This window comes from Geomonas sp., assembly GCF_056994735.1.
In genome coordinates, this window is sequence record NZ_JBXKJL010000420.1 from 22,046 (window position 1) to 47,164 (window position 25,119).

The following is a 25,119-nucleotide window of genomic DNA, read 5'->3' on the forward strand; positions in this document are numbered from 1 at the left end:
CAATGGACGGTACACCACAGCTGGGCAAAACGGTCATCATAGGCCACCGCGGCGCTTCCCGCGATGCGCCCGAGAATACCCTGGCCTCTTTCAGGCTGGCCTTCGAGCAGGGAGCCGACGGCATCGAGGCCGACTTCCGCCTGACCCGCGACGGGGAGATCGTCTGCCTCCATGATGACACCACGGCCCGCACGGCCGGCACCGAAATCGCGGTGGCCGAGGCGACCCTCCCCGAGCTGCGCCGGCTCGACGTGGGGGCCTGGAAGGGGGAGAGATGGGCGGGGTCCCGGCTGCCGACCCTGAGGGAAGTCCTCGGCGTCCTCCCCCCGGGCAAGCGCCTCTTCATCGAGATCAAGTGCGGTCCGGAAATCGTCCCCCCCCTGGCGGCGGCGCTGGCCGCTTCGACCGTGGAGCCGGGCGATCTGCGTCTATTGTGCTTCAGCGCGGAGATGGTCAGGATCTTGAAGAACCGCCTTCCCGGCTACCTGGCCTGCTGGCTTACCGACTACCGTTTCCGCGGTCTCTGGCGCCCGTCCCGCGCTGAGGTCCTGGCCACCTTGAAGGAGACCGGCGCCGATGGCCTGGCCAGCCGCGACCGTTCCGTTCTGGACGCGGCACTGGTCGACGCCTTGCGGGAGGAATCCCTTGAACTCCATGTCTGGACAGTCGATGCCCTTCCCGCCGCGAGGAGGCTTCTCGCCCTGGGCGTGGACTCGATCATGACCAACCGGCCCGGGTGGTTGCGGCAGCGGCTGGTGGAGCCCGCACGGGGACGGACGGTGGACGCTGCCGGGGAGCGAGGTGGAAAATGGGGCGTGTAGCCTTTCTCGCCACCCCGGCGATGGCCGTCACCCTCCAGCGCTTTTCCAGGCTCGCCGTGCGCCTGTACGGCAGCGACAACCTACCCAAGGAGGGAGGGCTGGTCTTCGTGGCCCGCGGGTCCACCGCCATTGAGAGGCTGCTGCTGCCCCTTAACCTCTGTGCTCTCACCGGTAAAGCGGTCAAGTCCGTAGTCGATGCCTCCTTCTTCGATGCCGCCTCAGGCGCCCTCCTTCACCTTGTGGGCGCCGGGATCAGCCGCGACACTGACCCCGATCACCGCCTGGTGAAGACGCTCCTTACGGGGGAGGCGGACCTGGTCCTCTTCGAGGAGGCGCGTCACGATCCCCTTTCCAGCGCTGCATCGGTGGCGCTCCGGACGGAATGGTGCCGGCAGCACCTGTCGAGTCTCCCTTCCGAGGCGCCGGGGACGGAGCGGCTTCAGGCCCCTTTCCCGTTATCGGACCTCGATGCCGTGCTGAAGGGGACCAGTTGGGTGGTGCCGGTCAATATTACCTGCTACCCCCTGGGCGCAATCCACCAGGTGCTGCGGCTGCTGTCGGAAATCACGCCGGAAACGGACCTGCTGCAGGTGCGGAAATCGCTGTGGGTCCGGTTGCACAAGGCGGCGGCTGCTGTCGAAGTCGGTATCCGTTTCGGCGAAGCGCTCGACCCGGCTGCCGCGATACTACTGCCGGCGGCGGACTCGACGATCGCCTCCATCCCCGCGCAGCCGAACCTCAGGCGGGAAGAACGACGCCTGAGCCGCCGCTACCTGGCCTCCCTCTCCCGTCTCGCCACCGTCAACCTCGACCACATCTTCGCCTCTCAGTTGAAGGCTCTCCCCTTTGGTTCCTGTACCGAAGACGACTTCCGGCGCAGGGTCTTCCTGCTCGCTTCCCGGTGCCGTGAACTCCCTGCCGTCAATGGTCACGAAAGCCTGCAGACCGGCGTCACCCTCCTCACTGATGACAGGGATCGTCGTTATCGGGATTTCCTGCAGCTGGCCCTGGAAACGGGGGTGGTGACGCGGCGGGAGGGACGGCTGGTGAAAGAGAGGGGAAGCTTATCCACGGCCTCGGGGGAGAATCCCCTCGCCACCCGTGCCAGAGAGGCTGCGGGGTTCCCTCCCCTGCGGCGAGAGGTTTTCCTGATGGCCTGGCTTCCGGCGCGGCTGGTGAGGAGCCGCGTGGCCCGTCTCCTGGAGCGCCGGGCGCTGGAAGAATTCGAGGGGGACTACCGCCACTTTTACAGCCAGGACGAGAGCAAGGAGAGGGGGGTCGGATCACCGGTGCTGTCGAGGGGGGCTTCCCGCAGGCTGGGCGTGGTCCTGGTGCACGGTTTCCTTTCGGCTCCGAGAGAGATGGCCGAACTGGCCCAGCATCTCAACGCGCGGGGGGTGTGGGTCTACCAGGTGCGCCTCAAGGGGCACGGCACGGCGCCCCCCGACCTGGCTTCGAGAGTAGGTGCCGACTGGGTGGAATCGGTCGATCTGGGGTACGCCCTGATGAGCGCGGCCTGCCAGCGGGTGGTAGTGGGCGGATTTTCCTTCGGAGCGGGGGTGGCGCTGGACTGCGCCAGCAGGATTCCCAGGGTGGCTGGGGTGTTCGCCGTCTGCCCGCCGCTGCGCCTGGTCGATATCTCCTCCCGCTTCGCACCGGCGGTGCACGTCTGGAACCGGCTCATGGACGTGCTTCGCTACCAGTGGGCCAAGATGGAGTTCGTGGTGACGGTGCCGGAGCGTCCGCAGATCAACTATTCGCGCCTCCCGGTGAGCGGAGTGCGCGAGCTGGGGCGGTTCATGAGGGAGCTGGAGTCCAAGCTGTCACGCATCGAGGCGCCGGTGCTGGTGGTGCAGGCGGATGGCGATCCGGTGGTGGACCCGCGGGGGGCAGAGCGGTTGTTCGAGCTGCTGGGGAGCAAGGAGAAGGAGTATCTGAAGTTCCCCCTCGGGCGCCATGGCATACTTGCCGGGCCTGGATCAGAGGAGGTTCATGCCGCGATAACATCATTCGTGGAGGGTCTTTTAGGGCTCCCGGATCAGCGACACCCGGGAGCCCGGTTAGGGGCATGGCGGAAGGGCTGTTAGATCACTTGTCTTTCCTGCGCGCGTAGGCTACAGCCTGCGAGGAGACAGCGACCAGCGACATCAGTGTGAACGCGGCGATAATGGTAGCGAGCATGTTTCACCCCCTTGTGGCTGCCGGCTGCAGAGAACCAGCTTGTGGTTACGCTCCCAGCCAAACTGAAGAGCGGGCGGGAAAGATCCCGTCTCGCCCGAACCGTGGGCTGGTTCTGTTTCTGCTGCGGGGAGCGTGCCAAGAGGAAGTCGCCGATTTTTCGTGGCATTGGTGCTGTGGACACCGGGATGTGTGCATTCGCTGCGCAGGAGGCGGTTCCTATTTCGGACAGCCGGTTCCTTTAATATTTATCTTTTATCTCTGATCTGCTAAAAGGGGGCATGGACAAATCTCTGGCGGCATCGGACATACTGTGCAGGAAGCACTGGGTTTTCGACCTTGACGGCACCCTCACCGTAGGCATCCACGATTTCGCCCACATCAGGACCATCCTGGGAGTCCCGGAGGGTGGCGACATCCTGGGACACCTCGATTCGCTGCCGCTAGCGGAGGCGCTGGTGGCTAAAGGGAAGCTTTCCGATATAGAGGATGAGCTGGCGGAGAGGACGGAACCTGCAGTGGGGGCTTTGGAACTGGTGCAACTCCTGAACAGCCGCGGGGTGATGGTTGGGATTCTGACCCGCAATACAAGAAAAAACGCCCTCAGGTCGCTGGGGCGCATCGGTCTTGCCGACTACATCGCTCCCGATGATGTGCTGGGGCGTGATGAGGCCCCGGCAAAGCCGGATCCGGAGGGAATCTTCAAGCTGGCCCACCGCTGGGGGGCTCATCCCTCGGCGATGGTCATGGTGGGCGATTTCCGCTTCGACCTGGAAACGGGCCGCGCCGCCGGAACCGCCACCATCCACGTCGATCCCAGCCGCACCTTTCGCTGGCCCGAGCTTACCGACCTCGCGGTGGGTAGTCTCGCGGAGCTGGAACTGGCGCTGGGTCAGTAGCTGGCTAGGTGCTCCAACTCGTGGTCGGCAATCTGCACGATCTCGTCGTAGATAGCCAGCATCACGTTCAGCTCACACCACTTCTTGATGCCGCTTCGCACCAGGTACCCGGCGTTGACCAGGGTGCCCGACAGCAGGGCGATCCCCAAAAGCCGCTGGTCTTCCAGGGAGATGAGGATGGCCGCATAGATGGCGATGTTGATCATCGAAGCGAGCCAGGCAATCTCGGGTCCCTTGAAGGGGTTCAGCATGACCTTGGTCAGGTCGATGTAGTAGCGGGTCAGGCCGCGGACCCTGCGCATCGAGTCCGCTATCTCCCAGCCCTGGTGCCTCAGGTAGATCTTGGCGAGGAAATGGGTGCTGGCGGTTTCTTTCCCCTTCGACATCCGTTCCGATACGTAAATGTCTATAGCCTCATCCGCCGTCTCTTTGCTCATGGCTGCCCACCTTCCGGGCCGCTCGGCTGCGGCTCGCTTGGATTCGATGGAGAGAAGTCTCTACAGCTTGCTGAACCGGGCTTCACCATGGGAAGTGGCGAGGTACGGTTGTCGGGACTGTGAAAATAGCTGTATGTGCTTAAACTATCGGTGAGAAAGCTTTCTATGTCAACAGCGGGACAGGAAGGCCCCGCGGCTCATCGGGCTTATATCGGGAGCCGGAACATTGCGGGAAATGGTTCCGGCTGGTGCCGTACTCTGGGTGCCTCGGGGACGGCTTTGGGAAAGGTGACAACGGTTGGGAAAATCAGACCACGAAAACATCAGCCATCAGCATGGCCCTGTCGAACCTGAGGACGGGCTCATAGTATCCCATTTCGGTATCGCTGTCGAGGTCCTTTTTCCAAGCGGTGAGCGCCGAATGGTGCGGGTGAAGAGGAACTCGGGGCACGTGGTGGGGGACCATGTCCTGGTGAGGGGCGAAGTGCTGGAGCGTCTGCCGAGAAAGACGGAACTGCGGCGCAGGGACGCTCGCGGCGGGATTCACCTGGTGGCGGCCAACCTCGACGTCCTGGGGGTCGTCACGGCACCCATACCCCCCGCCGGCTTCGTGGACCGCGCCATAGTCGCCGCGCGTGCCGCCGGCCTCAGCCCCTTCGTGCTCTTCAACAAGTGCGATATCCCGGAGGCCAGGGCCTTGGCCGATGAGCTTCAGGAGGTATACGCTCCGATCGTTCCCTTCTTCATCCTCAGCGCCGTCACCGGCGAGGGTCTGGAAGGGCTGCGGGGTTTTTTTCATGAGGGGCATCGCGGAGCCTTCGTCGGGACCACCGGGGTGGGGAAGAGTTCCCTGCTGAACGCGCTCTGTCCGGAGCTGAATCTCAAGGTGGGCGAGGTGAGCGAGCACACCTGGCAGGGGAGGCATACCACCACGGTATCGTCGCTTCATGCCCTCCCCGAAGGAGGGGAACTCGTCGATACCCCGGGGTTCCGCGATTTCGGGGTGGTGGACATCTCCTCTTCGGAGGTGGCCGAGTACTTCCCCGGCTTCGAGACCCTTGAGTCGCATGGCTGCCGGTTCCACAACTGCCGCCACAGGCGCGAGCCGGGGTGTGCGGTAGCCGAGCTGGTCGAGGGTGGAGCCCTTTCGCCGGAGCGTTATCAGACCTACCTGGCGATGCTGGCCGAGGCCGAGGCGGCCGAGGAGGCAGACCTTCGCCGCCCTAAGAAGAAGTAGCCCTTTCTTCCCCCGGCGGCGGGGTGGTCTCCGCCGTCACGATTCCCCCCTTTTCTTTGGTCCCTTTCTTTCCCGAATGGACTTTCCAAGAAGAAGTCCGCTATAGGGGGAAAGCTGTGGTGCTCCCGTTGCTTTAGTGGATAGATTACAAAATACCTGTGAGGTTATGTAGATATGGCACAACCGTGGAAAGTCCTGGACAGCATACAAACGAACGAGGGGATGCTGGAGTTGCGGCAGCGTGGCGAGCGTGATTTCCTGATCACCGTCAACTCGCTGGTTCTGATGAACAGCTCGCTGCACCGCTCCGAAATCGCGCTGGGTGAGATGGCTTGCGGCCACCTGAAAGAGCAGCCGGCTCCCCGGGTGCTGGTGGGGGGGCTGGGAATGGCCTTCACTCTGAAGGCGGTCCTCGACAGCCTGCCTCCGTCGGGGTCGGTGGTGGTGGCGGAGTTGAACCCGGTGGTCCTGCAGTGGTGCCGGGGACCACTGGCCTTTCTGACCGGCGCGGCCGCCAGTGACCCGCGGGTAAAGGTGGAGATTGCCGATGTCGCCGATGTCATCAGGGGCAGCGCCGGTGGTGCGGCAAAGTTCGACGCCATCGTGCTCGACCTCTATACCGGCCCGCATGCCAAGTCCGACAAGATCGGTGATCCCCTTTATGGTAGCGTCGCCATTGAGCTGACGCGCTGCGCCCTCAAGCCGGGCGGCGTCTTCGCCGTTTGGGGTGAGAACTATGATGCCGGCTTCGAGAAGCGTCTCTCCTCGGCCGGCTTTTCTGTCTTCATCGACCGCCCGGGGAGGGGGGGGCTGCGGCACGTGGTCTATCTGGCCCGGATGCAGCAGCGCCAGGAATCCGCACGTGACGGGAGGAGAAAGCGGCGCTAACGGGAAGCTGCGGTCAGGCTCTGCACCGATTGGACCAGCTGGTGGGCGGTGAATGGTTTCGGCAGGTAGCCGTCGGCGCCATGGCTGGCCACCAGGGCGCTGAGCTCCTCTTCATCCTTGGAGGAGATCAGCAGCACCGGGATGTTACGGCTCTTGTCGCGGGATTTGAGGAGTTGCAGCTTCTTGTCCCCGGACATGTAGGGCATGACTACGTCCAGAAGAATCAGGTCGGGTGGTGTCTTGGAATAGATCAGGTGGTTGGAATAGATGCTGCTGTCGGCAGTTGAAACCTTGAAGCCCGCGGCCCCCAGGAAATCGCTGGCCATGGCCAGTACCACTTTGCAATCGTCGATGACAACAATGTGTTTCGACATGTTCCCTCCGTCTTTGTCAAACGGTGTTTGTATACCACTAATGAGAGCGGCCGTCCAGCGAAGAATCATTAGAGGAAACCGCTGACGGGCGCGACCCTTCCCACGTTTTTGCGCCCCCGCGATGCCTCGCGTAGTTTGGTAAAGTAGCCGTAGTTGCGTTGTTTGCCATCCGCTATAGCGAGAGGGCGAAGTGGACGCAATTCTAATTTGAATAAACAAATTTTACACCACTGTTCTGTCGCATCTTTCTAAAATTCCCTCCGCGCAGTTCCGGAACCCCTGCTGTACCATAGATGGAGCCGTTGCCAATACCCGTCATAGCCGCCTTTACCATCCGATCGACCGCTCTACCCGCCCAAAAGATCCTCCTGCATTGCATAGCTCTTGAATTCCAGTATATTAAATAAAAATTAATGTGCTTAAGGCGAGGGGCGATGCAAGAAAGCAAAGAGTCCATTCAGATCCCCGGGCTGGAAGAGGTAAGCCGCCACGACCACCTCTGCCTGCTTTACCAGGGCGAGGGAGAGATCCTGACTCCCGTGGTCCCCTTCATCCAGAAGGGACTGTCCCTGGGAGAGCGCTGCATCTACCTCAATGCCGGCGAGGAGACCCTGGAGCGGGTGCTGAAGAACGCCGTCCTGGGGCAAAAGCACGATATAGGCGCCCTCAAGCTCCTGCCGGTGCAGGAATGCTGGCTGAAAGGGGGGACCTTCAACCCGGCAGGGGTCATGGAGCTGCTGCGCACCCTTACCGCCGGCGCCCTCGGTGACGGCTTCAAGGGCACCCGCATCATCTGCGACATGGGGTGGGCCGGGCAGGACGTCAACCTGGTCGAGCGGCTCCTCCAGTTCGAGGTGGGGCTGAACAACTTCGCCGAGGAAAACGAAACCACCATCCTCTGTCTCTACGACCGGGAGGCCTTCTTGCCGGAGCGGATGCTGGAGCTGGCCAAGATTCATCCTCACCTCGTGATCGACGCCAAGGTCTGCAGCAATCCCCTATACATCCCGCTTGATCGTGATGTCCGCACCACTCGCGCGGGCCACGAGCTTGACCTCTTTCTCGCGGCGGCTCAGACCGCCACCACGGCTGCGGCCGAGCGGACCAAGGTCAAGCAGGAGCTGGAACAGGCCTATGCCGCCCTGGCGCGGAAGATCTACGAGAACTGGCAGGAGGAGGACTCGCTCAAGGCCAGTGAAAAGGAGCTCCACGAGAAGGATGAGGCGCTCCTTCAGCACCGAAGGCGCCTGCAGACCATCCTGCAGCATCTCCCCGCCGTGCTCCTCGCCTTCGACGGGGGCGGCGCCCTCACCGCCTGCAACCACGAGTTCGAGCGGATGACCGGCTACAAGGCCGAGGATGTCATGGGGAGAAAGATGCTTGACCTCTTCCAGCTTTCCGACGACCTGCGGGATGTGGTGGTCGCGGCCCATCCGGAGGAGGGTGGTAGCTACCGCGCAATGGAGTGGGAGCTGCACTGCAAGGATGGCTCGGCGAAAAGCGTCTCCTGGTCCAACATCTCGCGCTACGTCCCTATCCCCGGGTGGGCCAACTGGATCATGGGGCTCGACGTCACTTCGAGGGTGCACGCGGAGATCGGCCTGAGGTCCCTGAGCGATCAACTCGATGCCCGGACTGGCGAACTGGAGGCTTTCGGCTATGCAGTCTCCCATGATTTAAGCGGCCAGCTCTCCAAGATCAGCAACCACTGCTCGATCATGCAGGAGCTTTACGGGGTGGCCCTTTCCCCCCAGTGCCGGGAGCTGCTGCGGAGTATCCACGAGACCACCGTGGAAATGGTGGGACGCATCAACGCCCTGCAGCGTTTCGCCGCCCTATCCTCTGGGAGGCTCGAACCTGAAGAGGTCGATTTGAGCGCCATGGCCTCGGAGATCGCGGCCCAGCTCAAGGAGACAGGTGAGCGCACGGTGACCTTCCGCATCGAGGACGGCGTCACTGCCAAGGGAGACCGCAAGCTGCTGCGCCTGGCCATGGAGCAGCTCCTTGAAAACGCCTGGAACTACACGGTCGGGGTCCAGCACCCGGTGATCCGCTTCGGCACTGCCGAGGTGGAGGGGGCGCGCAGTTTCTACGTCAGCGACAACGGCCCCAGGGCCCAGGCGGCGCTCAGCGGACAGCCCCTCCATCGCCCGCTGGACAAACCGGAGCATATCTGCTGCGGCATCGGACTCGCCACCGTCCAAAGGATCATCACCTTGCATCGTGGCAGGATCTGGGCGGCTGACGAGGCCGGCAAGGGGGGGACCCTCTATTTCACCGTCTAGCTTGGGGGCGCCGGATCGTTGCCCGGGGCTACGCCTCGGCAGCGAAGGGCAATTGGAGGCCAGGTACTTGAACGCAGACAAGGAAATAGCATCCGACACGCTCGAGGAGACCCAACCGCTCGATCTGAAGAGCGCGGTTCAGGATTCCCTGCAAAGCATCAGGAACATGCTGCTGGACAGGCCCGACAACGAGGAGATCACCCTGCTGACCCAGCAGGTGGAGCGGCTGCTGGCCGAGCAGGCCGGGCGGCTGGAAGCGATCAACAGGGACCTCGAGGCCTTCAACAACTCGGTAGCCCATGATCTTTGCGCCCCCCTATCCAGGATCTGCGGCCATACCAGGACGCTGCAGGAGCGTTACGCGGGGAGACTTGACCTGGAGACCATGGATTACCTGGAGCGGATCTTCAAGTCGTCCCGGCACATGAACGAGCTGATCGAGGCCCTGCTCGAGCTGTCCCAGCTCTCCTACCAGAACCTCAAGCGTGAGATAGTCGATCTCTCCGAGATTGCCAGCGACACGGCCGGTGAGCTCCGGCAGGGGATGCCTGATCGCCGGGCGGAGTTCCTCATCCAGCCCCATATCCGCACCTTCGGCGATGCCAGACTCCTCGAGATAGCGATGAAGAACCTGCTTAGAAACGCCTGGAAGTTCACCCGCATGAGGGAGACCACCTGCATAGAGTTCGGCGCACGCGAGGTCGCTGCCGACACGGCCTGCTTCGTGCGGGACAACGGCATCGGCTTCGACATGTGCAACGCCGAGCGCATGTTCCAGGCCTTCCAGCGCCTGCACAACAGCGCCGAATATCCCGGCCACGGCATCGGGCTCACCACGGTGCAGAGGATCATCAATCGCCACGGAGGGCGCATCTGGGCCGAAGGGGAGATTGACAAGGGGGCGACCTTCTACTTCACCCTGAAATCGTGCATTATCTGACGGTCTCGATGAAGGTCCGGCGGCGGGGCTGCGGGGTGACTCAGTTGTCACCCCGCTTTATCTTTCTGAAACCGGAGGGGTAAAGATGTGATGCCTTGCTGAAGTGCTTCCTGCGAAGAGTTGTTAATCCAGAAGGGTCTTCTCGAATTGCAGCCCCATCCCCTTGTCGGTCACCCTTACCACCTTGGCCTTCAGGTCGCACAGGACCTGGGGGGTGAGGGTGTGGTAGATGGTGATGGCCACGGTGTCGTTGATTTCCATCCTGCGTTCCGCCGTCACAAAGACCCCTTTCATGCTGAGGTTCTCAACCTCGCCCTCGACCAACTGGTCGTTCAAGTGTATGTTGGCTTTTGCGTGTAAGGCCAGCCTGGCGAAGTTCCTTTTTTCCTTATACATCCGCCCCTCCCTTGCCGCGTTTTAATGGGATTTCCGGGTTCCAAATTTCAAATGCTAGTCTAGTCTAATCTTTCCCGAATGCAAGCCTGCCGAGAAAAAACCTGCAGCGAAAGCCGGTCCCGATAAAGTTGCGGCGGCACCTCCCTATGCTATGATCGTTTAATGTACATCCCCGCCTGAGGTGTGACATGAGCGACGATGAAATGGTAGTGAGGAGGGGGATGTCGGTCTTTGCACCCGCCTGCCACTATTACTACCCCTTTTCCATCTCCCGAGGTGAGGGAAGCGTGGTCTACTCGCAGGAAGGTCTGCGTTTCCTGGACTTCTCCTCGGCCCTTGCCGTGCTCAACATCGGCCACAATCATCCCCGCGTGATCGCCGCCGTCCGGAAACAGCTGGAGAGCTACGTGCACACCGGGGCCATCTACTACAGCGAGACCACGGTGGCCGCGGCCGAGGAGCTCCTCTCGGTCACCCCGCCCGGTCTCGACATGCTCTTCTTCGGCAACTCCGGTGCCGAGGCGGTCGAGGGAGCCCTGAAACTGGCCCGCTACAGCAGCGGCCGCCAGGGGATCATCTCCTGTACCGGGGCCTTCCACGGCCGCACCCTAGGCGCCCTCTCGGTCACCACCAGCTCCTCCGCCTACCGCAGGAGATACCACCCGCTCCTTCCCTCCGTCTACCAGGTCTGTTATCCCGCCTGCTTCATCTGCCCCGTAGGTCTGACACCCGACTCCTGCGGCACCCGCTGCCTGGACGAGATCAGCCGGCTCTTCGAGCGGCAGATCCCCCCCCAGGAGGTCTGCGCCATTATCGTCGAGCCCTTCCTGGGCGAAGGGGGGTACTATCCGGCCCCTAGGAGCTACCTGCAGGGGCTGCGCACCATCTGCGACGAGTATGGGATCATGTTGATCTTCGACGAGGTGCAGTCGGGGATCGGCAGGACCGGGAAGTGGTTCTGCTGCGACCACGCCGGTGTGGTCCCCGACATCATGACCGTGGCCAAGGCCCTGGCCTCGGGCTTTCCCCTCTCGGCAGTGGTCTCTTCCCGTGAGGTGATGCGGAAGTGGGAGGTGGGGGCCCACGGCACCACCTTTGGCGGGAACCCGGTTTCCTGTGCGGCGGCCCGCGCCACCCTGCAGGTGATCAAGGAGGAGGGGCTGCTCGATGACGCACTCTCGACCGGGGCCCGGGCCCTGTCGTTTCTCCAGGATCTCGCCTCCCGGAACCCGTGCATAGGGGAGGTGAGGGGGAAGGGGTGCATGATCGGCATCGAGATGGTCGATACCTCCGGCGCGGCCGACGGCCGGCTCTGCGCGGCACTGATCGAGCAGTGCCTGGCCAAGGGGCTGATCCTGATCGGCTGCGCCTTGAAGCGCAACGTGATCCGCTTCATACCGCCGCTCAACATCACCCGGGAAGAGATGGCGGAGGCGCTGGAGATCTTCGCCAGTGCCCTGGCAGAGGTCACCTGAGGTTCGGAAAGGGGAAATAAGAGGCCGGGAAGGGTAGAGCCCTTCCCGGCAGGTAAGGTGGGGATGGCGTGTCTGGAGGCCCGCGGGTCAGGCGGCGGGAGCAGGCTGCTCCTTTCCCTGGTGCATGATGTCGAAGGCCCGCTTTACCCTTGAGACCACCCTGATGGTCATCATAGGCTTGGCGATGAAGTCGTGGAAGCCTGACTTGAGCGCCCGGTGCTCCTCCTCGGGAGAGGCCTTCGAGGTCAGGAGGATCATCGGGATCCTCGCGGTGGAAGGGTTGGCCTTGATGGCCCGCATCAGCGCGTACCCATCCATCCTGGGCATGACGGAGTCGCACAGGATCAGGTCCGGCCTCTGCGAGAAGGCGATGCCGAGCCCCTCCACCCCATCGTTCGCCGTCAGCACCTGGTACCCTTCCTTGCTGAGCGCTTCGGCTATATCCGAGGTGATCTCGGTGGAGTCGTCCACCACCAGGATCTTCAGCGGAGCGTCGCTGAGCGCCTGCCCCCTGAGGTAGTGCTGCTTGACCGCTTCGAGGATGTCGTCCCTGGTCGCCAGCACCGGCACAATCTTGGTCGAGTTCTTCTTCTCGAGAAAGTCGAAGGTGTCGGTGTCGAAGGGATCGGTGACCGCCAGTGACAAACCCGCTTCCTGCCGCTTGAGCGGGAAGACCAGTTTATGGAGGGCGATCTCCTCCGGTATCAGCTCCAGGAGACCCTCCGAAACTTCCTGGGAGGCGATATCCTTCACCGTCTCGAAGCCGTACTGCTGTGCAAGGGCCTCGATCAGTTCCTCCTGGGTGATCACCCCCATCTCGTCGAGGATGATGCCCAACCGCTTGCCGCTTCCCTGCTGCCTGCCGAGGGCGCGCTCAAGGGTCTTCATGGTGATGATGCCTGACTCGACCAGCAACTCTCCTAGCGGTGTTTTCATGATCGAACCGACCTTTGATTGTAATTAGTATATTTTAACTATTTTAAAAATAATACCCACTCCAAGTCAAATAGCAAAATAAAAAAAGGCCCGTTTCAGGGCCTTTTTTTAAAAATAATGAGAAAAATGTGGTTCGGGCTACCTGATGTGATCCTCAGGGTAGGCTCCGATCTGGTGAATGGAGAGGTCGGCACCCTGGAATTCGGCCTCGGCATCGAGCCTGATCCCCACGGTCTTGGAGAGAATGCCGTAGATCAGGAAGCCGTTGGCCAGGGCGAAGACGATGGCCGAGCCCGTACCGAGGAGCTGCGAAGCCAGGGTGATGCCGCCCAGGCCGCCGAGCCACTCCTGGCCGAAGAGGCCGGCGGCGATGCCGCCCCAGGAGCCGATTACGCCGTGCAGCGGCCAGACGCCCAGCACGTCGTCGATCTTGAGCTTCTCCTGCTCGATGTGGAAGCCGTAGACGAAGATGACGGAGGCGATGGCCCCGGTCACGAAGGCTGCCAGCGGGTGCATGATGTCGGAGCCGGCACAGACCGCGATCAGCCCTGCCAGCGCACCGTTGTGGACGAAACCGGGGTCGTTCTTGCTGGCCACCAGTGCCGCCAGCACCCCGCCTACCATGGCCATCAGGGAGTTGACCGCCACGATGCCGGAGATCTTCTCCAGGTGACCCGCGCTCATCACGTTGAAGCCGAACCAGCCTACGGCGAGGATCCAGGAGCCGAGCGCCAGGAAGGGGATGTTGCTGATCGGGATGGGGTGGGACTTGCCCTTGATGTAGCGCCCGGCGCGGGGGCCGAGGATCAGCACGGCGGGAAGCGCCAGCCAGCCGCCGATGGAGTGGACTACCACCGATCCGGCGTAGTCATGAAATTCCGCCCCGCCGATCGACTTGAACACGTCCTGCAGCAGCGACATGTTTTTGCCCCAGATGAGGGACTCGAAGATCGGGTAGGTGAGGCCGGCGAAGACGGCGCCCGCGACTACCTGTGGCCAAAACTTGGCGCGCTCGGCGATGCCGCCGGAGATGATGGCCGGGATGCAGGCCGCGAAGCAGAGGAGGAAGAAGAAGTGGGTGATGTCATAGCCCTGGTTGTTCCCCAAAAGCTCCTTCACCGGCTTGATGAAGTTGATCCCGTAGGCGATGGGGAAGCCGATCAGGAAGTACATCATGGTTGACACCGACCAGTCGGTCAGGATCTTGACGAAGGCGTTGACCTGATTTTTCTTCCTTACCGTGCCCACCTCGAGAAAGGCGAAGCCGGCGTGCATGGCGAAGACCATGACCGCGCCGAGCATGAGGAAGAGCACGTCGCTGCTGTTGCCCAGTGGAGTCGTCGTTGACATCCCGTTCATTTAATTACCTCCGTTGGTAAATGACCTTTCGTCTTTGAAAAGGTCTCTTTGCTCATGAATGATGCAGCCGTCACCTCTTTGTGACGGGGCGTCATGTACAAGCAATCTTTCTGCCAAGGCCGGTATCAAGTTGTAATCACAACAACGGACCCTTCGGTTGACGGGAAATTACCCTTGCGACTGCCTAAAAAGTGTGCTTCACTGCCTAATGAATTGGCAGGAATAGTGGTTGACCTGCCGGTCCTCACAGGTTAAATTTCACTCGCCAAAATAGAAGCACCGCCGCCCAGGCGGCTGCTGGGGGATCGTTTCTTGTTTCGCAAAACAGCACTCATCGCCTGCACCGATCTCGGGGGCTACTGCTACGGGGAAAACCACCCCTTCAAGGTGCAGCGTTACCGGTTGGCCCGAGACCTGATGGAGGCCTACGGGCTGCTGCGGCTCCCGGGGATCGAACAGCGGGCCCCGAGGCCGGTTTCCCGGGAGGAGCTCCTGAGCGCCCACACGCCGGAATACCTGGACCGGCTGTGCGAGTTCAGCGCCGACAGCGAGCCCCGGGCGGATTTTCGCTACGGGCTGGGTGACCTGGAAAACCCGATTTTCCCCGGCGTCTACGACTGGGCCTGCCTGGGAGTCTCCGGAACCCTGGAAGCGGCGCGGCTGGTGACCGAGGAAGGTTTCGCCGCAGCCTTCAACCCCCTTGGCGGCTGGCACCATGCCCAGAAAAGCCGCGCCTCCGGCTTCTCGTATCTCAATGACGCGGCGGTGGCCATCAATCACCTGCTGGCCAAGGGGAAGCGGGTGGTCTACCTGGACATCGACGCCCACCACGGTGACGGCGTCCAGAACGCCTTCTACGACACCGACCGGGTCCTCACCATCTCGCTCCACGAAAGCGGCGTCTACTTTTTTCCGGGGACCGGCTTCGAGTCCGAAACCGGCGAGGGGAGGGGGCGGGGCTATTCGGTAAACCTGCCGCTGATAGCCCACACAGACGACGCCCTCTTCATGAAGGCTTTCGACGAGATCGCCTTCCCGCTGATCGCGGCCTTCGACCCGGACGTCCTCTTCACCCAGCTGGGGGCGGACACCTTCAGGACCGACCCGCTCACCCGCCTGGAGGTGACCACCCACGCCTACTCCTATATAATGAGGAAAGTGCGGGCACTGCAGATACCGTGGGTGGCCGTGGGGGGCGGCGGCTATGACATGATGAACGTGGCCCGGGCCTGGACCATCGCCTGGGCGATAATGAACGACCGGGAACTCTCACCGAGACTCCCCGCCCCTTTCGTAAAGCTGATCTCGCAGTTGGGCTTTCCGCACCGCATGCTCCTGGACGCCATGCACTGGGCCCAGGAGGACGACCGAAACGCGGCACTGGACGCGGTGGAAAAGAGCATCGCCTACGTGCGCGCCCACATCTTCCCGGTACTGATCGGTGGCCATGACAAGACTCGCCGGAAATGAGGCTTTAAGGGACGACCGGGGGCGGGAGCTCTTCTCGCTGCACGATATCAACCGGCTGGAACCCGTGGAGAAGGAGGAGCTCTACAGCTCGCTCCTCCCCGAGCGTCTGCGCGAGCTGCTGAAGAGCGAAGGTGGAGAGGTCGAGACCATCGCGCCGCAGGGGCTGGGACTGGTCAGGCTGGAGGCGCGCCTGCCGCAGGGAGACCGGGATGCCGTATTCTTCCTGGAACTCTGCGACACCCATCACCGGCAGATGGAGCTGGCCTTCTGCCACATCTCCGACCCGCGCGCGCCGCGCTTCGACGTGGATCTCGACCATCAGGGGCGCAACAACGTCTTCACCACCCTGGGACGAAATCTTCCGGAGGAGCAAAGGGCCATGGAGGCGGGGCTCTTTCCCAACCAGACCCGCCGTGGATTGAAGATGTTTGGTGAATTCCTGCCGCTGCTGGAGCGCTTCACCGATGCCCTGGGGATGGAGCTGATCGTGGCCGAGCCGCTGAGCTACGACAACGCCATCCGCTACGAGAAGTACGGCTTCGACTACATCGTGGGTAAAAGGCTGATGCGGGAGATCGATGCCGGGTTTGCCCCCGGCGGCGAACTCTTCCGGCGGCTCGACGGCTCGACCCCTTTCAGGCGGCCGGGGATGGAGAAGAGCGTACTGGGGCGCAGCTGGGCGATCCATGACGGCATCATGGACGACCCCTGGGATGGGGTCCGGATCTACAAGACAGTCGGCGTCCACGCGGGCGTCAATACCTTCCCGCAGCGGGAAGGATAAGGAGGCAGCATGGCAGAGAAAACTACTGAAACGACTCCCATAGCGGGGGTCGTCTACTATAACCCTCCTGCAGGAACGGTGGTCAGCGGACTCGACGACAAAGTCCAGCTGGCCCTGGGGCCAGAGCCTTTACCCCTGCTGGAGGCGGATTTCGCGGTGCTGGAAGGGGAACTTCCCAGCTACGACGTCGTCGGGCGCGGGATCTACCAGGCGCTGCGCACCGATCCGGGATGCCGGTACTGCGAGCGCTACGCCGCCCTTCTGAAGGAAGGGTACCCTCACTACGTCTCGGAGCTGGCGAGTCACATCCTGATGCTGGGGGAAAAGGACGTCGAGATCCCGTATCTGGACCGTCGCGTGAACCTGCTGAAGGTCTTCTCCCTGATGGAGCCGGACGATGCGCACTTCCCGCTGGAGATCGGGGTGACGCTTCTGGACAAGGCCTGCCGCTTCTCGGCCCTGCATCTCTCCACCGTGACCCTCTACAAGGCCGAAGCCTTCCTGGATCACGCCCTGAAGCTGGCACCGGGGGAGCCTAAGGCCCTCTCCACCCAGGCCGAGGTCTGCTTCCTGCTGGGGAAATACGAGAAGGCAACCTCGCTCTGGCGGCAGCTGCTGCCCACGTTGTCCGAGGCGGCTGCCGCGGAAGTCAAGGGCCGGCTGGAGAGGGTCGAGAAGCGGGAACTCCCGCGGGTCCCGGCAGTCGACTACCTGGAGGCTATCGCCGGCGCCATGTCCCTCAAGGATGAAGGGGACTATCCGGAAGCCGTCACCATCCTGAACGAGGTCATGTCCGATGCCTTCTTTGCCTGTGAATTCCCCATGCCGGAGATCCCGTACCTTCTTGCCCTCTGCTGCAAGGATATGGGTGGAGTGGCGGACGCCCGGAACTATCTGCGCCAAGCGCTCAGGATGAACCCGGATTTCACCGAGGCCAAAACCCTGTTGGAAGAACTGGAAAAATAGGAGGATGTGATGGCGGGATACAGCCCGGCGGACTGGATTTTCATAGCGGGGGTGATGGTGGTCATCTTCTTTTGCGTCGCCATCAGCGGCATGAGAAACAGGTGAGCTGCGGGGGGAATCCCCCCTGTCCCCCCTTTGACAAGGGGGGGACGTTTTGAGACGCTTTGAGACGCTTTTGAGACGCTTTGAGACGCTTTGAGACGCTTTGCCATTGGGGACCCTTCAAGTCGCTTGGCCCGAGAGAGGGCTCTCTGGGTTGGTTGGTCAGAGGGGCAAGACACGATAGCGGGATCACGCGGAGGAGTTATGGAAAAGCCTGACATCAAGCAAATACTCTCGAGCTACAAGACTATTGCGGTGGTCGGCCTCTCACCGGACCGGGGGAAGCCGAGCCACGAGGTGGCGGCCTACCTCAAGAGGGTGGGATACCGCATCATCCCGGTGAACCCCGCCTGCCAGGAAATATTAGGTGAGCGCTGCTACCCGACCCTTGCCGAGGTCCCGGACCAGGTGGAGATCGTCGATATCTTCCGCCGCCCCGAGTTCGCTCCCGAGATCGTGGACCAGGCGATTGCCAAGGGTGCCAAGGTGGTGTGGATGCAGGAAGGGATCGTCAACGAGGCTGCCGCCGCCAAGGCCGAGGCAGCGGGGCTTGCCGTGGTGATGGATCGCTGCCTGCTGAAGGAGCATGCCAAGCAGAGGTCCCGGTGACGGTCGTCCGCAGGTCAACTCGCCGGGCGCCGCGGAGGAATCGGTGATGGAGGAAGAAAGGCGCCCCTTCGCGCTCCTGATGATCGCCGCAGTCTACCTCTTCTCCCTGATGCTCGCCCTCTCCAGCTACGGCAACCCCTTTCCCTTGATGGGGAGGTTCTATCCCGGCAAGGCGGGGGAGTGGCTGGTCTTCGCCGACACCATGATCTCGCTCTACCTGGTGATCGGCGTCCTGAAGAGACAGCGCCTGACGGTCTGGGTGTTGATCATCTACAACCTGTTCGATACCTGCAACGCCCTCGTCAATCTCGCGCTGATTCCCGCCGAGGAGTACGCGCGGCTGGCCGGGGGGGCGATCCCGGTCGACGAGATCCGCTCCAGCACGATCGCAGCCGCGGTATTTCTCATCGTCATGGCCGCCTATGTCTTCGGCAACAGGCGGCACTTCAATAACACCTCGCCGTATCTCTTCTGACTCTGTCAGGCAGCAATAAACCGTCGCGGTGAAGAGGTAGTTCGCCCCGCTGCTGCCACGGACGTCGGCATCCCCTGTCCCCTACAGTCAAAGGCCGGTCTCTTCACGAGGATCAAGTGGAACTTTCCGGGCGAATGATCAAGCGCCCTTACGGTCCATACTTCGCTCCTGACAATCATGGCTGTTTCCAGCCCAGCCTCCACTGATCAGCTACTGAATCAATAAATGTTAACAATCACAAACATTCTCCTCTTGCAAGACAGCTGCGATGTTGTTACTATGACGTCATTTTATTTTAAGAAAAAGTAAATTATCCCACAGGGATAACGCGCTGCCTGACAGTAGGGGGGCGGCATTCAATTTCAGTCCTAAAGGAATCACCTTGTTCGCAAAACTGAAGCATGGTCTCGCTGGCTCTTTCTTCCATTCCGACAACAACCGTCCGGTCGATCTTCACGAAACCAGAGGGGTAGGGATACGGGTTGAGGGTCTCAATAAATACTTCGGCGGAAACCACGTGCTGAAGGATATAAACCTCGAGATCTTTGCCGGAGAGACCTTCTGCATCATCGGCCCCTCCGGAACGGGGAAGAGCGTGCTCCTGAAGCATATCGTGAAGCTGGAAACCCCGGACAGCGGGGAGATCTTCATCGACGACATCCCCATCTTCTCCGGGAAGCGCGACCCCTCGGCCCGCGACTACCGCTACAGCATGGTCTTCCAGTCCTCGGCACTCTTCAACTCGCTGACGGTCGGCGAGAACGTCGGGCTTTGGCTGCGGGAGAAGAGGGTCTGCAAGGAGCAGCTGATCAGGGAGATCATACTGGAAAAGCTGGAGATGGTCGGTCTTTCCGGGAAGGAGGGGCTAAGGACCTCGGAGCTTTCCGGCGGCATGAAGAAGCGCGTCGCCATCGCCCGCTCCCTGGCCATGAACCCGGACCTGATCCTTTACGACGAGCCGACCGCGGAACTCGACCCGGTCACCACCGACGAGCTTGCCAACACCATCCTCAAGCTCAAGGAAACCACCAAGAACACCACGGTGATCGTCACCCACGACCTCAACTTCGCGCTCTACATCTCCGACCGCATCGCCATGATGCATGGCGGGAGCATCGTGGAGGTAGGGACGCCGCGTGAGATCAAACGCAGCGATAATCCGATCGTGAGAGGCTTCATCTACACCACCACCAAGGGGATAAGGGGAGACTGATGGCATTGGGGAAAGTGGTCTGCCGCATCGCTTCGTGGGGCCTGCTGGGATTTTTCCCGCTGGTCTTTTGGTCCTGCGCCGAGCTCAAGCAGAGCAAGCCGCTTTTGCCGGTGCGCGAGTACGAGAAGATGATCGTGGGGAGGCTGGACGCCGAGTACGTAGGCACCAACAACTGCGTCTCCAAGTGCCACAGCCACGACAAGATCGCCGACGACTTCAGCCACAGCGTCCACGGCGAGCAGATCAAGCCGGAGACGGGGCTGCCCCTGGTGAACTGCGAATCGTGCCACGGCCCCGGAAGCCTGGCCATCGTCCACCTGGACGACGACCGCGAGCGAAACACCGAGCTCCACAAGAAGTGCGACACCACCAAGTTCCTGGACCTGATGCACCTCCCCCCCCAGGCCCAGTCCCTGATCTGCCTCAAATGCCACTCCGCAGCCTCGATCCCCGCTCTCGCCTTCTGGAACGCCAGCGTCCATGCCATGAACGACGTGAGCTGCTTCGACTGCCATAAACTCCACAAGGGACCGCAGCAGAAGGTGAGCCGCGAGCAGATGGCTGAGATGTGCTTCGGCTGCCATCCGCAGGTGCGGGCGGAAAACGCCCTCTACTCACATCATCCGTTGCGGGAAAAGAAGATGGTCTGCGTGGATTGCCACGAGGTGCACGGCTCGACCCAGGACCATCTCCTCAAGGGCAACTCGCTCAAGGATACCTGCACCCGCTGCCACATGGAGAAGCAGGGGCCCTTCGCCTTCGAACATGGTGATGTGACCGAGAACTGCCTGAACTGCCATTCGCCGCACGGCTCGGTCAACAACCATCTGCTAAGCGCGGCCATGCCCTTTCTCTGTCTGCAATGCCACGCCGGGCACCTGGCCGGCAATACCCCGGGCCTGAAGCAACTCTTTACCAACCGCTGCACGGACTGCCACTCGCAGATTCACGGCACCGATACCCCTTCCCAGGCAGTGACCGGTCGGGGCACGTTGCGTCAATGAACCGCCAAAGGAGCCGGAAGGTGACCAGAGAGCTGGATCGTGTCTCAACGATATGCTATTCCCTGCTGCTCGTGCTGCTGACAGCCGCAACGGTGGCTGCTGCTGACCCAACCTTAGCTGCGGGTGAGGCATCCGCGGCCACGGCTGACGGCAGCGCGGCCCCTGGCGGCCCTGTCGGTGCCGCCGCGGACGAGATGGTGGAGGTGGCCCTGGAGCCGGACGAAGGGCTGACCTCGGAGGGGGCGGCTTCCCGCCTGGACGGAGAGCGGCAGGTGGAGACCCTGGAGCAGAAGGGGGGATTCATCGGGTACAACTTCGTCGCCACCGACGGTTACGGCGGCCGGGCCCAGCCTTACGGCTTCCTGCGCTCCAGCCGAAGCGGCGGGCTCTTCTACCGCAACCTGCAAAAGGACACCAACCTGGAGATCGAGGGGGCCTTCCTAAACGAGCACGACTACCACGGCGACCTGCTGGTGGACTACCTGGGCGACTATCGTCTGCACCTGAGGACGGAATCGCTCTTTCACAACCTCGACCGGGAGCTCCTCTTTCCCACCAGCTTTCCGTCCGCGACCACGGCCGGCACCGCGGCCAACTACGGCTCCAGCCAGGACGCTCCCCAGGATTACGGGATGAGCGTGGTGCAGGACACCGCCGATTTCCGCTACCGGCTGCACAACTATCCCCTGCACGTGAACCTCGGTTACTGGAGACTGGTCAGGGAAGGGAGCAAGCAACAGCGCTTCGCCGACGTCTCGTTCGAGGCTGCCACTGATACGCCGGTTACTTTGAACACCGTTTTTGCACAGCGCCGCGACGTCGACCAGCAGACCCAGGAGGGGCGGCTGGGTGTGGACGCCCACCTGGGACCGGTGGACGTGATCTACGACTTCAAGATCAGGGTCTTCGAAGACCGCCTGTCGACGCCGGTTGCGGACTATGTCTCGAGAAACGGTATCTCGAGGAACGGCCTCGATCCCCAGCTTGAAAGGGTGGGGGGGCTGCATCAGCACAACGAGGATCCCGACAGCCGCTTCATTTCCAATACCATCAAGCTTCACAGCTCGCTTTCGGGCGGTCTCGTCACCAGCGGCTCCTACAGCTTCGAGCAGCGTGAGAACCTGTCGCGCCTTTCCGACACCACCGGGGCCAAGCACACCACCGGCAATGTCCAGAACGCGGCCGGAGACGTCATCTATACGCCGAGCCAGGAGTACTCGCTGGCCTTGAAGTACCGGCGCCAGGAGGTCGATTACGACAACCGCACCTCGATCTCCAGCAATAATTTCGTCGATATTTCGCTGGCCAAGGCCCACATCGACTACACCAAGGATGTCATCACCGCCACCCTTTCCTACAAGCCCCGCCGCGATTTCTCCGTCAATGGGGAGTACCGGGGGGAGTTCCTCACCCGAAACGAGGTCTCCGCAACTCCGTCTCCGACGACGTGGGCGTTGCCGGAAAATTCCGCTACCCATACCGGGGCCCTCACGGCCAATTACCGTCCCGTCACCGGTGTCCGGCTTAGCGCCAACTACAACTACGCCACGGTCGACCATCCTTCCTACGGTGCCTCCTTCGAGCAGAAGCACGAGGGGAGGCTGCTGGCGACCTACACCCGCAGCAGCGGCTGGGGGGGGAGCGCGAACCTGATCGTGCGCCGGGAAAACAACGATCACGTCCAGCATTTCCTGATCAAATTCCCGCTCGACCCGCTTATCTACCTTCCTTACCCCGTGACCTCGCGGGATAGGCGGGTGATCAACGGAAACCTGTCGGGATGGGTGGTCCCTGTCGAGAGGCTGACGCTGGGGGCCAACTATGCCTACCTGCAGAGCCAGGTGGACCAGGCGGTTCTCTTCACCACGGTCGTCTCCGGCAGTGAGGCCGCCTCCAGCTTTACTGACCGCTCCCATGTTTACGGCGTTAATGCCGCTTATGCCTTCACCGACAAGTTCGACCTCTCGCTCATGCTGCAGCAGGTGAGGTCGGATTCGGCCTTCAGGCCGCAGGATACGGTGTTCTCCAGCTCCAGCGACACCAGCGGGATCACCGACATCACCAGGCAAAACAGTGTCATCAGCTATCTATCCGCCAGGGGGGAGTACCGCTTCACCCCGGTGGTCTCCAGTTCCCTCGAATATACCGTCAGTGATTACGATGAGAAGAATTCCGCCTACAGCGCTTATAACGGCACCGTGCACATCGTTTACGCGACTGTGGCGGCCAAGTGGTGAGTAAGAGGTAGATCCTGAGAGCGATCCGTACTATACTCCTGATGCTCTTGATAGCCGCAGTTGTCCCTGCGTCGGAGACCCTTGCGGCCGGAAAACTGATCGCGGCCATCCTCACCTGCGATCTCCCCCGCTACCGGGAGGCCCACCGGGCCTTCACCAAGGCGCTGGTCCTCAAGGGCTACGACCAGAGCAATGTCGAGGTCATAACCCAGACCCCCAACCCGGATCCTATCTCCTGGGCTAACAGCATCCGCAAGTTCAACGCCATCGGCGCCGACCTGATCGTCTCCTACGGAGCGTCGGCGACCCTGGCGGCACTTCGTGAGGCCAGCGATATCCCCATCGTTTTTGCCGATGTGTACGGGCCGGTCGAGACCGGCATTGCCAAGAGCATGTCCTCCACCGGGCACAACATGGCGGGGGTGAGCTCCAAGGTTCCGCTGGTGACCCTGGTGCGCACGGCGATGGAGGTGAAGCGGATCAGGTCGCTCGGTGTGATCTACACCGCCCGCGAGGAGGGGTCGCTGGTGCAGCTCAAGGAGGCCCGCAGGGTAGCGGCGCTGAGCGGTTTCTCCCTCACCGAGATCAACCTGGCCGGCACCGGCGGGCTGGACGCCGCCCTGGCTTCCCTTTTTGCGGCCAAAGTCGACTGCATCTACGTCACCGAGTGCACGGCAGGCTGCCGCACGTTTGAAAAGATCGTGCATCGCTCGGCCGAGTTGAAGATCCCGGTAATCTCCCAGATGCCGGGGGCTGCCCACAAGGGGGCGGTGGTCTCCCTGGAGGCGGACCCGGTCGAGCAGGGGCAGATCGCTGCCGACTACGCCGCCCGCATCCTCGGGGGGAAGAAGGCCTCGCAGCTGCCGGTGGCCAGCCCCAAACGGGTCGACCTGGTTATAAATCTGAAGATGGCCAAGACCCTGGACCTACACGTACCTTTCCCGGTGCTCTCTGCTGCGACCCGGGTGGTTAAGTGATACCTTGAGGTGTCGATGAGAAAGATCCTGATCGTAGACGATGACACAATTTTCCTCCAGGCGCTGCAGGAGAAGATCCAGTCGCTCTATCCGCTGCTCGAGGTGAAGACCTGCCCGGATCCCTTCCAGGCCCTGGCCATCCTCAAGGCGGAGCCGGTGGACCTGCTGCTGGTTGACCTGGAGATGCCGGTGATGGACGGCACCAAGATCTTCAACTTTGCCATCTCGATAGGCATGGACAAGAACCGGATCGTGATCCTCTCCGCGCGGGATTCGGACTACCTGCACGAGCAATTCCCCATGGGAACCTGCCTTGCCGTTCTTAACAAGTACGAGGCGAAGCAAAAGGCCGTGCTGGACATGATCTTCAGCTCCATGCAGAGGAAGGCGGCGGAGGCCTAGGGCTAGGGACTAGGGACTAGGGACTAGGGACTAGGGACTAGGGACTAGGGACTAGGGACTAGGGACTAGGGAACTGCGGCTGCGATTCTTGGAGCATTCACCGGCAATGCACTGATAAAAATTGGATATACGTGTACGTGTAGGAAAAACTAAAAGGAATGTAGGTAGTATCGCCAGGTCGCAGGGCATGATGAGGCCTTTACCAGCCCCTAGTCCCTAGCCCCTAGCCCCTGCAGTTAAGGAGTTGAGATGGGAAAGAATATGCGGTTGATCTGCTACGGCCAGATTCACAAGAGACCCGACTGGAAGGATGCTCTCTCCGGAATTACTTTCGACCTGTTTTTTGCGGAACTGGCTCAGGAACTGGAAAGGTTCGGAATCAACCTGGAGCGTCTGGATGATACCGGTCAGGTAATCGAGATCAACAGCTACGTCGATGTATTGAATTCGGTCAGGATAGCATCGCCGTCCGATGGCATCACCAACATCTGCGTCGGGCATGTCATCGGACAGAGCCCGCGCCTCGATCCGCTGGAGGATATCAAGCGTGCGGTGAACCGGATCGCCTTCGCACCGGAGACCGTCCCGCCCGACAGCGAGAACCGCAAGGTCTGCCACAACTGCGGGTGCGGGTGTTAGAGGCGTGAAGGGTGAA

Annotated in this window: 24 protein-coding genes; 19 read left to right on the top strand and 5 right to left on the bottom strand. The window is 61.8% G+C overall.

Annotated features, from left to right (window positions below; genetic code table 11):
- Positions 1 to 2: 2 nt before the first annotated feature.
- The 3 genes from AC11W3_RS17945 to AC11W3_RS17955 all read left to right on the top strand — a co-directional run bounded on the left by AC11W3_RS17945 (position 3) and on the right by AC11W3_RS17955 (position 3,898).
- Complete coding sequence (locus AC11W3_RS17945; protein WP_484090698.1) at positions 3 to 821, top strand: glycerophosphodiester phosphodiesterase; 819 nt, start codon at positions 3 to 5, stop codon at positions 819 to 821.
- Positions 809 to 2,908 carry an alpha/beta hydrolase gene (locus AC11W3_RS17950; protein ID WP_484090697.1) on the top strand — a complete coding sequence of 700 codons (2,100 nt, stop codon included), beginning with the start codon at positions 809 to 811 and terminating at the stop codon, positions 2,906 to 2,908. Before AC11W3_RS17945 ends, AC11W3_RS17950 begins: the two co-directional genes overlap by 13 nt.
- Before the next feature lie 372 nt (positions 2,909 to 3,280).
- The gene (locus AC11W3_RS17955; RefSeq protein ID WP_484090696.1) at positions 3,281 to 3,898 is read left to right on the top strand and encodes an HAD family hydrolase; all 618 of its coding nucleotides are present in this window, start codon (positions 3,281 to 3,283) and stop codon (positions 3,896 to 3,898) included.
- Here AC11W3_RS17955 and AC11W3_RS17960 read toward each other — a convergent pair.
- Complete coding sequence (locus AC11W3_RS17960) at positions 3,892 to 4,335, bottom strand: GSU0071 family protein (protein ID WP_484090695.1); 444 nt, start codon at positions 4,333 to 4,335, stop codon at positions 3,892 to 3,894. The genes AC11W3_RS17955 and AC11W3_RS17960 overlap by 7 nt on opposite strands.
- A gap of 298 nt (positions 4,336 to 4,633) precedes the next feature.
- Here AC11W3_RS17960 and rsgA point away from each other — a divergent pair, with 298 nt between their 5' ends.
- Positions 4,634 to 5,572 (top strand): ribosome small subunit-dependent GTPase A, encoded by a 939-nt coding sequence (gene rsgA / locus AC11W3_RS17965; RefSeq protein WP_484090694.1) that lies wholly within the window; start codon positions 4,634 to 4,636, stop codon positions 5,570 to 5,572.
- A gap of 174 nt (positions 5,573 to 5,746) precedes the next feature.
- Positions 5,747 to 6,460, top strand: a complete 714-nt coding sequence (locus AC11W3_RS17970; RefSeq protein ID WP_484090693.1) for a spermidine synthase — start codon at positions 5,747 to 5,749, stop codon at positions 6,458 to 6,460.
- On the opposite strand, the gene AC11W3_RS17975 is transcribed toward AC11W3_RS17970, so the two are convergent.
- Positions 6,457 to 6,834, bottom strand: coding sequence for a response regulator (locus AC11W3_RS17975; protein WP_484090692.1), 378 nt, complete (start codon positions 6,832 to 6,834; stop codon positions 6,457 to 6,459). The two genes, AC11W3_RS17970 and AC11W3_RS17975, sit on opposite strands and share 4 nt — an antisense overlap.
- A 434-nt stretch (positions 6,835 to 7,268) precedes the next feature.
- On the opposite strand from AC11W3_RS17975, the gene AC11W3_RS17980 reads away from it, so the two are divergent.
- Together AC11W3_RS17980 and AC11W3_RS17985 are read left to right on the top strand one after the other, a co-directional pair.
- Positions 7,269 to 9,119, top strand: a complete 1,851-nt coding sequence (locus AC11W3_RS17980; RefSeq protein ID WP_484090691.1) for an MEDS domain-containing protein — start codon at positions 7,269 to 7,271, stop codon at positions 9,117 to 9,119.
- 67 nt (positions 9,120 to 9,186) lie between these two features.
- Entirely contained in the window at positions 9,187 to 10,059 is an 873-nt protein-coding gene (locus AC11W3_RS17985) for a sensor histidine kinase (protein ID WP_484090690.1), read from the top strand.
- Positions 10,060 to 10,182: 123 nt separating this feature from the next.
- Here the strand turns inward: AC11W3_RS17985 and AC11W3_RS17990 are convergent, their stop codons facing one another.
- Positions 10,183 to 10,455, bottom strand: coding sequence for a PilZ domain-containing protein (locus tag AC11W3_RS17990; RefSeq protein WP_484090689.1), 273 nt, complete (start codon positions 10,453 to 10,455; stop codon positions 10,183 to 10,185).
- Positions 10,456 to 10,643: 188 nt separating this feature from the next.
- Between AC11W3_RS17990 and AC11W3_RS17995 the strand changes: the two genes are divergently transcribed.
- Positions 10,644 to 11,930, top strand: a complete 1,287-nt coding sequence (locus tag AC11W3_RS17995; protein ID WP_484090688.1) for an aspartate aminotransferase family protein — start codon at positions 10,644 to 10,646, stop codon at positions 11,928 to 11,930.
- Positions 11,931 to 12,017: 87 nt separating this feature from the next.
- On the opposite strand, the gene AC11W3_RS18000 is transcribed toward AC11W3_RS17995, so the two are convergent.
- Entirely contained in the window at positions 12,018 to 12,866 is an 849-nt protein-coding gene (locus tag AC11W3_RS18000) for a response regulator (RefSeq protein WP_484090687.1), read from the bottom strand.
- Between the two features lie 138 nt (positions 12,867 to 13,004).
- Positions 13,005 to 14,225, bottom strand: a complete 1,221-nt coding sequence (locus tag AC11W3_RS18005; RefSeq protein ID WP_484090686.1) for an ammonium transporter — start codon at positions 14,223 to 14,225, stop codon at positions 13,005 to 13,007.
- A gap of 312 nt (positions 14,226 to 14,537) precedes the next feature.
- Between AC11W3_RS18005 and AC11W3_RS18010 the strand changes: the two genes are divergently transcribed.
- The 11 genes from AC11W3_RS18010 (at position 14,538) to AC11W3_RS18060 (ending at position 25,103) form a co-directional block, all read left to right on the top strand.
- The gene (locus AC11W3_RS18010; RefSeq protein WP_484090685.1) at positions 14,538 to 15,695 is read left to right on the top strand and encodes an acetoin utilization protein AcuC; all 1,158 of its coding nucleotides are present in this window, start codon (positions 14,538 to 14,540) and stop codon (positions 15,693 to 15,695) included.
- Positions 15,673 to 16,479 carry a hypothetical protein gene (locus AC11W3_RS18015; protein WP_484090684.1) on the top strand — a complete coding sequence of 269 codons (807 nt, stop codon included), beginning with the start codon at positions 15,673 to 15,675 and terminating at the stop codon, positions 16,477 to 16,479. Before AC11W3_RS18010 ends, AC11W3_RS18015 begins: the two co-directional genes overlap by 23 nt.
- Before the next feature lie 9 nt (positions 16,480 to 16,488).
- Positions 16,489 to 17,445, top strand: coding sequence for a hypothetical protein (locus AC11W3_RS18020; RefSeq protein ID WP_484090683.1), 957 nt, complete (start codon positions 16,489 to 16,491; stop codon positions 17,443 to 17,445).
- 306 nt (positions 17,446 to 17,751) lie between these two features.
- A complete protein-coding gene (locus tag AC11W3_RS18025; RefSeq protein ID WP_484090682.1) occupies positions 17,752 to 18,156 on the top strand; it encodes a CoA-binding protein in 405 nt (134 codons plus the stop codon).
- Complete coding sequence (locus tag AC11W3_RS18030) at positions 18,134 to 18,631, top strand: hypothetical protein (protein WP_484090681.1); 498 nt, start codon at positions 18,134 to 18,136, stop codon at positions 18,629 to 18,631. The genes AC11W3_RS18025 and AC11W3_RS18030 overlap by 23 nt, the downstream gene beginning before the upstream one ends.
- A 382-nt stretch (positions 18,632 to 19,013) precedes the next feature.
- The gene (locus AC11W3_RS18035; protein WP_484090680.1) at positions 19,014 to 19,844 is read left to right on the top strand and encodes an ABC transporter ATP-binding protein; all 831 of its coding nucleotides are present in this window, start codon (positions 19,014 to 19,016) and stop codon (positions 19,842 to 19,844) included.
- The gene (locus AC11W3_RS18040; RefSeq protein ID WP_484090679.1) at positions 19,844 to 20,848 is read left to right on the top strand and encodes a DmsE family decaheme c-type cytochrome; all 1,005 of its coding nucleotides are present in this window, start codon (positions 19,844 to 19,846) and stop codon (positions 20,846 to 20,848) included. Before AC11W3_RS18035 ends, AC11W3_RS18040 begins: the two co-directional genes overlap by 1 nt.
- A gap of 20 nt (positions 20,849 to 20,868) precedes the next feature.
- Positions 20,869 to 23,085 (top strand): hypothetical protein, encoded by a 2,217-nt coding sequence (locus AC11W3_RS18045; RefSeq protein WP_484090678.1) that lies wholly within the window; start codon positions 20,869 to 20,871, stop codon positions 23,083 to 23,085.
- 41 nt (positions 23,086 to 23,126) lie between these two features.
- Complete coding sequence (locus AC11W3_RS18050) at positions 23,127 to 24,062, top strand: ABC transporter substrate-binding protein (RefSeq protein ID WP_484090677.1); 936 nt, start codon at positions 23,127 to 23,129, stop codon at positions 24,060 to 24,062.
- 15 nt (positions 24,063 to 24,077) lie between these two features.
- Positions 24,078 to 24,464 carry a response regulator transcription factor gene (locus AC11W3_RS18055; protein WP_484090676.1) on the top strand — a complete coding sequence of 129 codons (387 nt, stop codon included), beginning with the start codon at positions 24,078 to 24,080 and terminating at the stop codon, positions 24,462 to 24,464.
- 249 nt (positions 24,465 to 24,713) lie between these two features.
- Complete coding sequence (locus tag AC11W3_RS18060; protein ID WP_484090675.1) at positions 24,714 to 25,103, top strand: hypothetical protein; 390 nt, start codon at positions 24,714 to 24,716, stop codon at positions 25,101 to 25,103.
- The last annotated feature ends 16 nt before the right edge of the window (positions 25,104 to 25,119 follow it).

Excerpts from the sequence above, each read along its gene's own strand:
- AC11W3_RS17970 (WP_484090693.1), top strand. The coding sequence starts at position 5,747 with ATGGCACAACCGTGGAAAGTCCTGGACAGCATACAAACGAACGAGGGG.
- AC11W3_RS18025 (WP_484090682.1), top strand. The coding sequence starts at position 17,752 with ATGGAAAAGCCTGACATCAAGCAAATACTCTCGAGCTACAAGACTATT.
- AC11W3_RS17980 (WP_484090691.1), top strand. The coding sequence starts at position 7,269 with ATGCAAGAAAGCAAAGAGTCCATTCAGATCCCCGGGCTGGAAGAGGTA.
- AC11W3_RS18000 (WP_484090687.1), bottom strand. The coding sequence starts at position 12,866 with ATGAAAACACCGCTAGGAGAGTTGCTGGTCGAGTCAGGCATCATCACC.
- AC11W3_RS17955 (WP_484090696.1), top strand. The coding sequence starts at position 3,281 with ATGGACAAATCTCTGGCGGCATCGGACATACTGTGCAGGAAGCACTGG.
- AC11W3_RS18055 (WP_484090676.1), top strand. The coding sequence starts at position 24,078 with ATGAGAAAGATCCTGATCGTAGACGATGACACAATTTTCCTCCAGGCG.
- AC11W3_RS18030 (WP_484090681.1), top strand. The coding sequence starts at position 18,134 with ATGCCAAGCAGAGGTCCCGGTGACGGTCGTCCGCAGGTCAACTCGCCG.
- AC11W3_RS18015 (WP_484090684.1), top strand. The coding sequence starts at position 15,673 with ATGACAAGACTCGCCGGAAATGAGGCTTTAAGGGACGACCGGGGGCGG.
- AC11W3_RS18005 (WP_484090686.1), bottom strand. The coding sequence starts at position 14,225 with ATGAACGGGATGTCAACGACGACTCCACTGGGCAACAGCAGCGACGTG.
- AC11W3_RS18020 (WP_484090683.1), top strand. The coding sequence starts at position 16,489 with ATGGCAGAGAAAACTACTGAAACGACTCCCATAGCGGGGGTCGTCTAC.
- AC11W3_RS17945 (WP_484090698.1), top strand. The coding sequence starts at position 3 with ATGGACGGTACACCACAGCTGGGCAAAACGGTCATCATAGGCCACCGC.
- AC11W3_RS17975 (WP_484090692.1), bottom strand. The coding sequence starts at position 6,834 with ATGTCGAAACACATTGTTGTCATCGACGATTGCAAAGTGGTACTGGCC.
- AC11W3_RS18050 (WP_484090677.1), top strand. The coding sequence starts at position 23,127 with ATGCTCTTGATAGCCGCAGTTGTCCCTGCGTCGGAGACCCTTGCGGCC.
- AC11W3_RS17950 (WP_484090697.1), top strand. The coding sequence starts at position 809 with ATGGGGCGTGTAGCCTTTCTCGCCACCCCGGCGATGGCCGTCACCCTC.
- AC11W3_RS17960 (WP_484090695.1), bottom strand. The coding sequence starts at position 4,335 with ATGAGCAAAGAGACGGCGGATGAGGCTATAGACATTTACGTATCGGAA.
- AC11W3_RS17990 (WP_484090689.1), bottom strand. The coding sequence starts at position 10,455 with ATGTATAAGGAAAAAAGGAACTTCGCCAGGCTGGCCTTACACGCAAAA.
- AC11W3_RS18040 (WP_484090679.1), top strand. The coding sequence starts at position 19,844 with ATGGCATTGGGGAAAGTGGTCTGCCGCATCGCTTCGTGGGGCCTGCTG.
- AC11W3_RS18060 (WP_484090675.1), top strand. The coding sequence starts at position 24,714 with ATGGGAAAGAATATGCGGTTGATCTGCTACGGCCAGATTCACAAGAGA.
- AC11W3_RS17995 (WP_484090688.1), top strand. The coding sequence starts at position 10,644 with ATGAGCGACGATGAAATGGTAGTGAGGAGGGGGATGTCGGTCTTTGCA.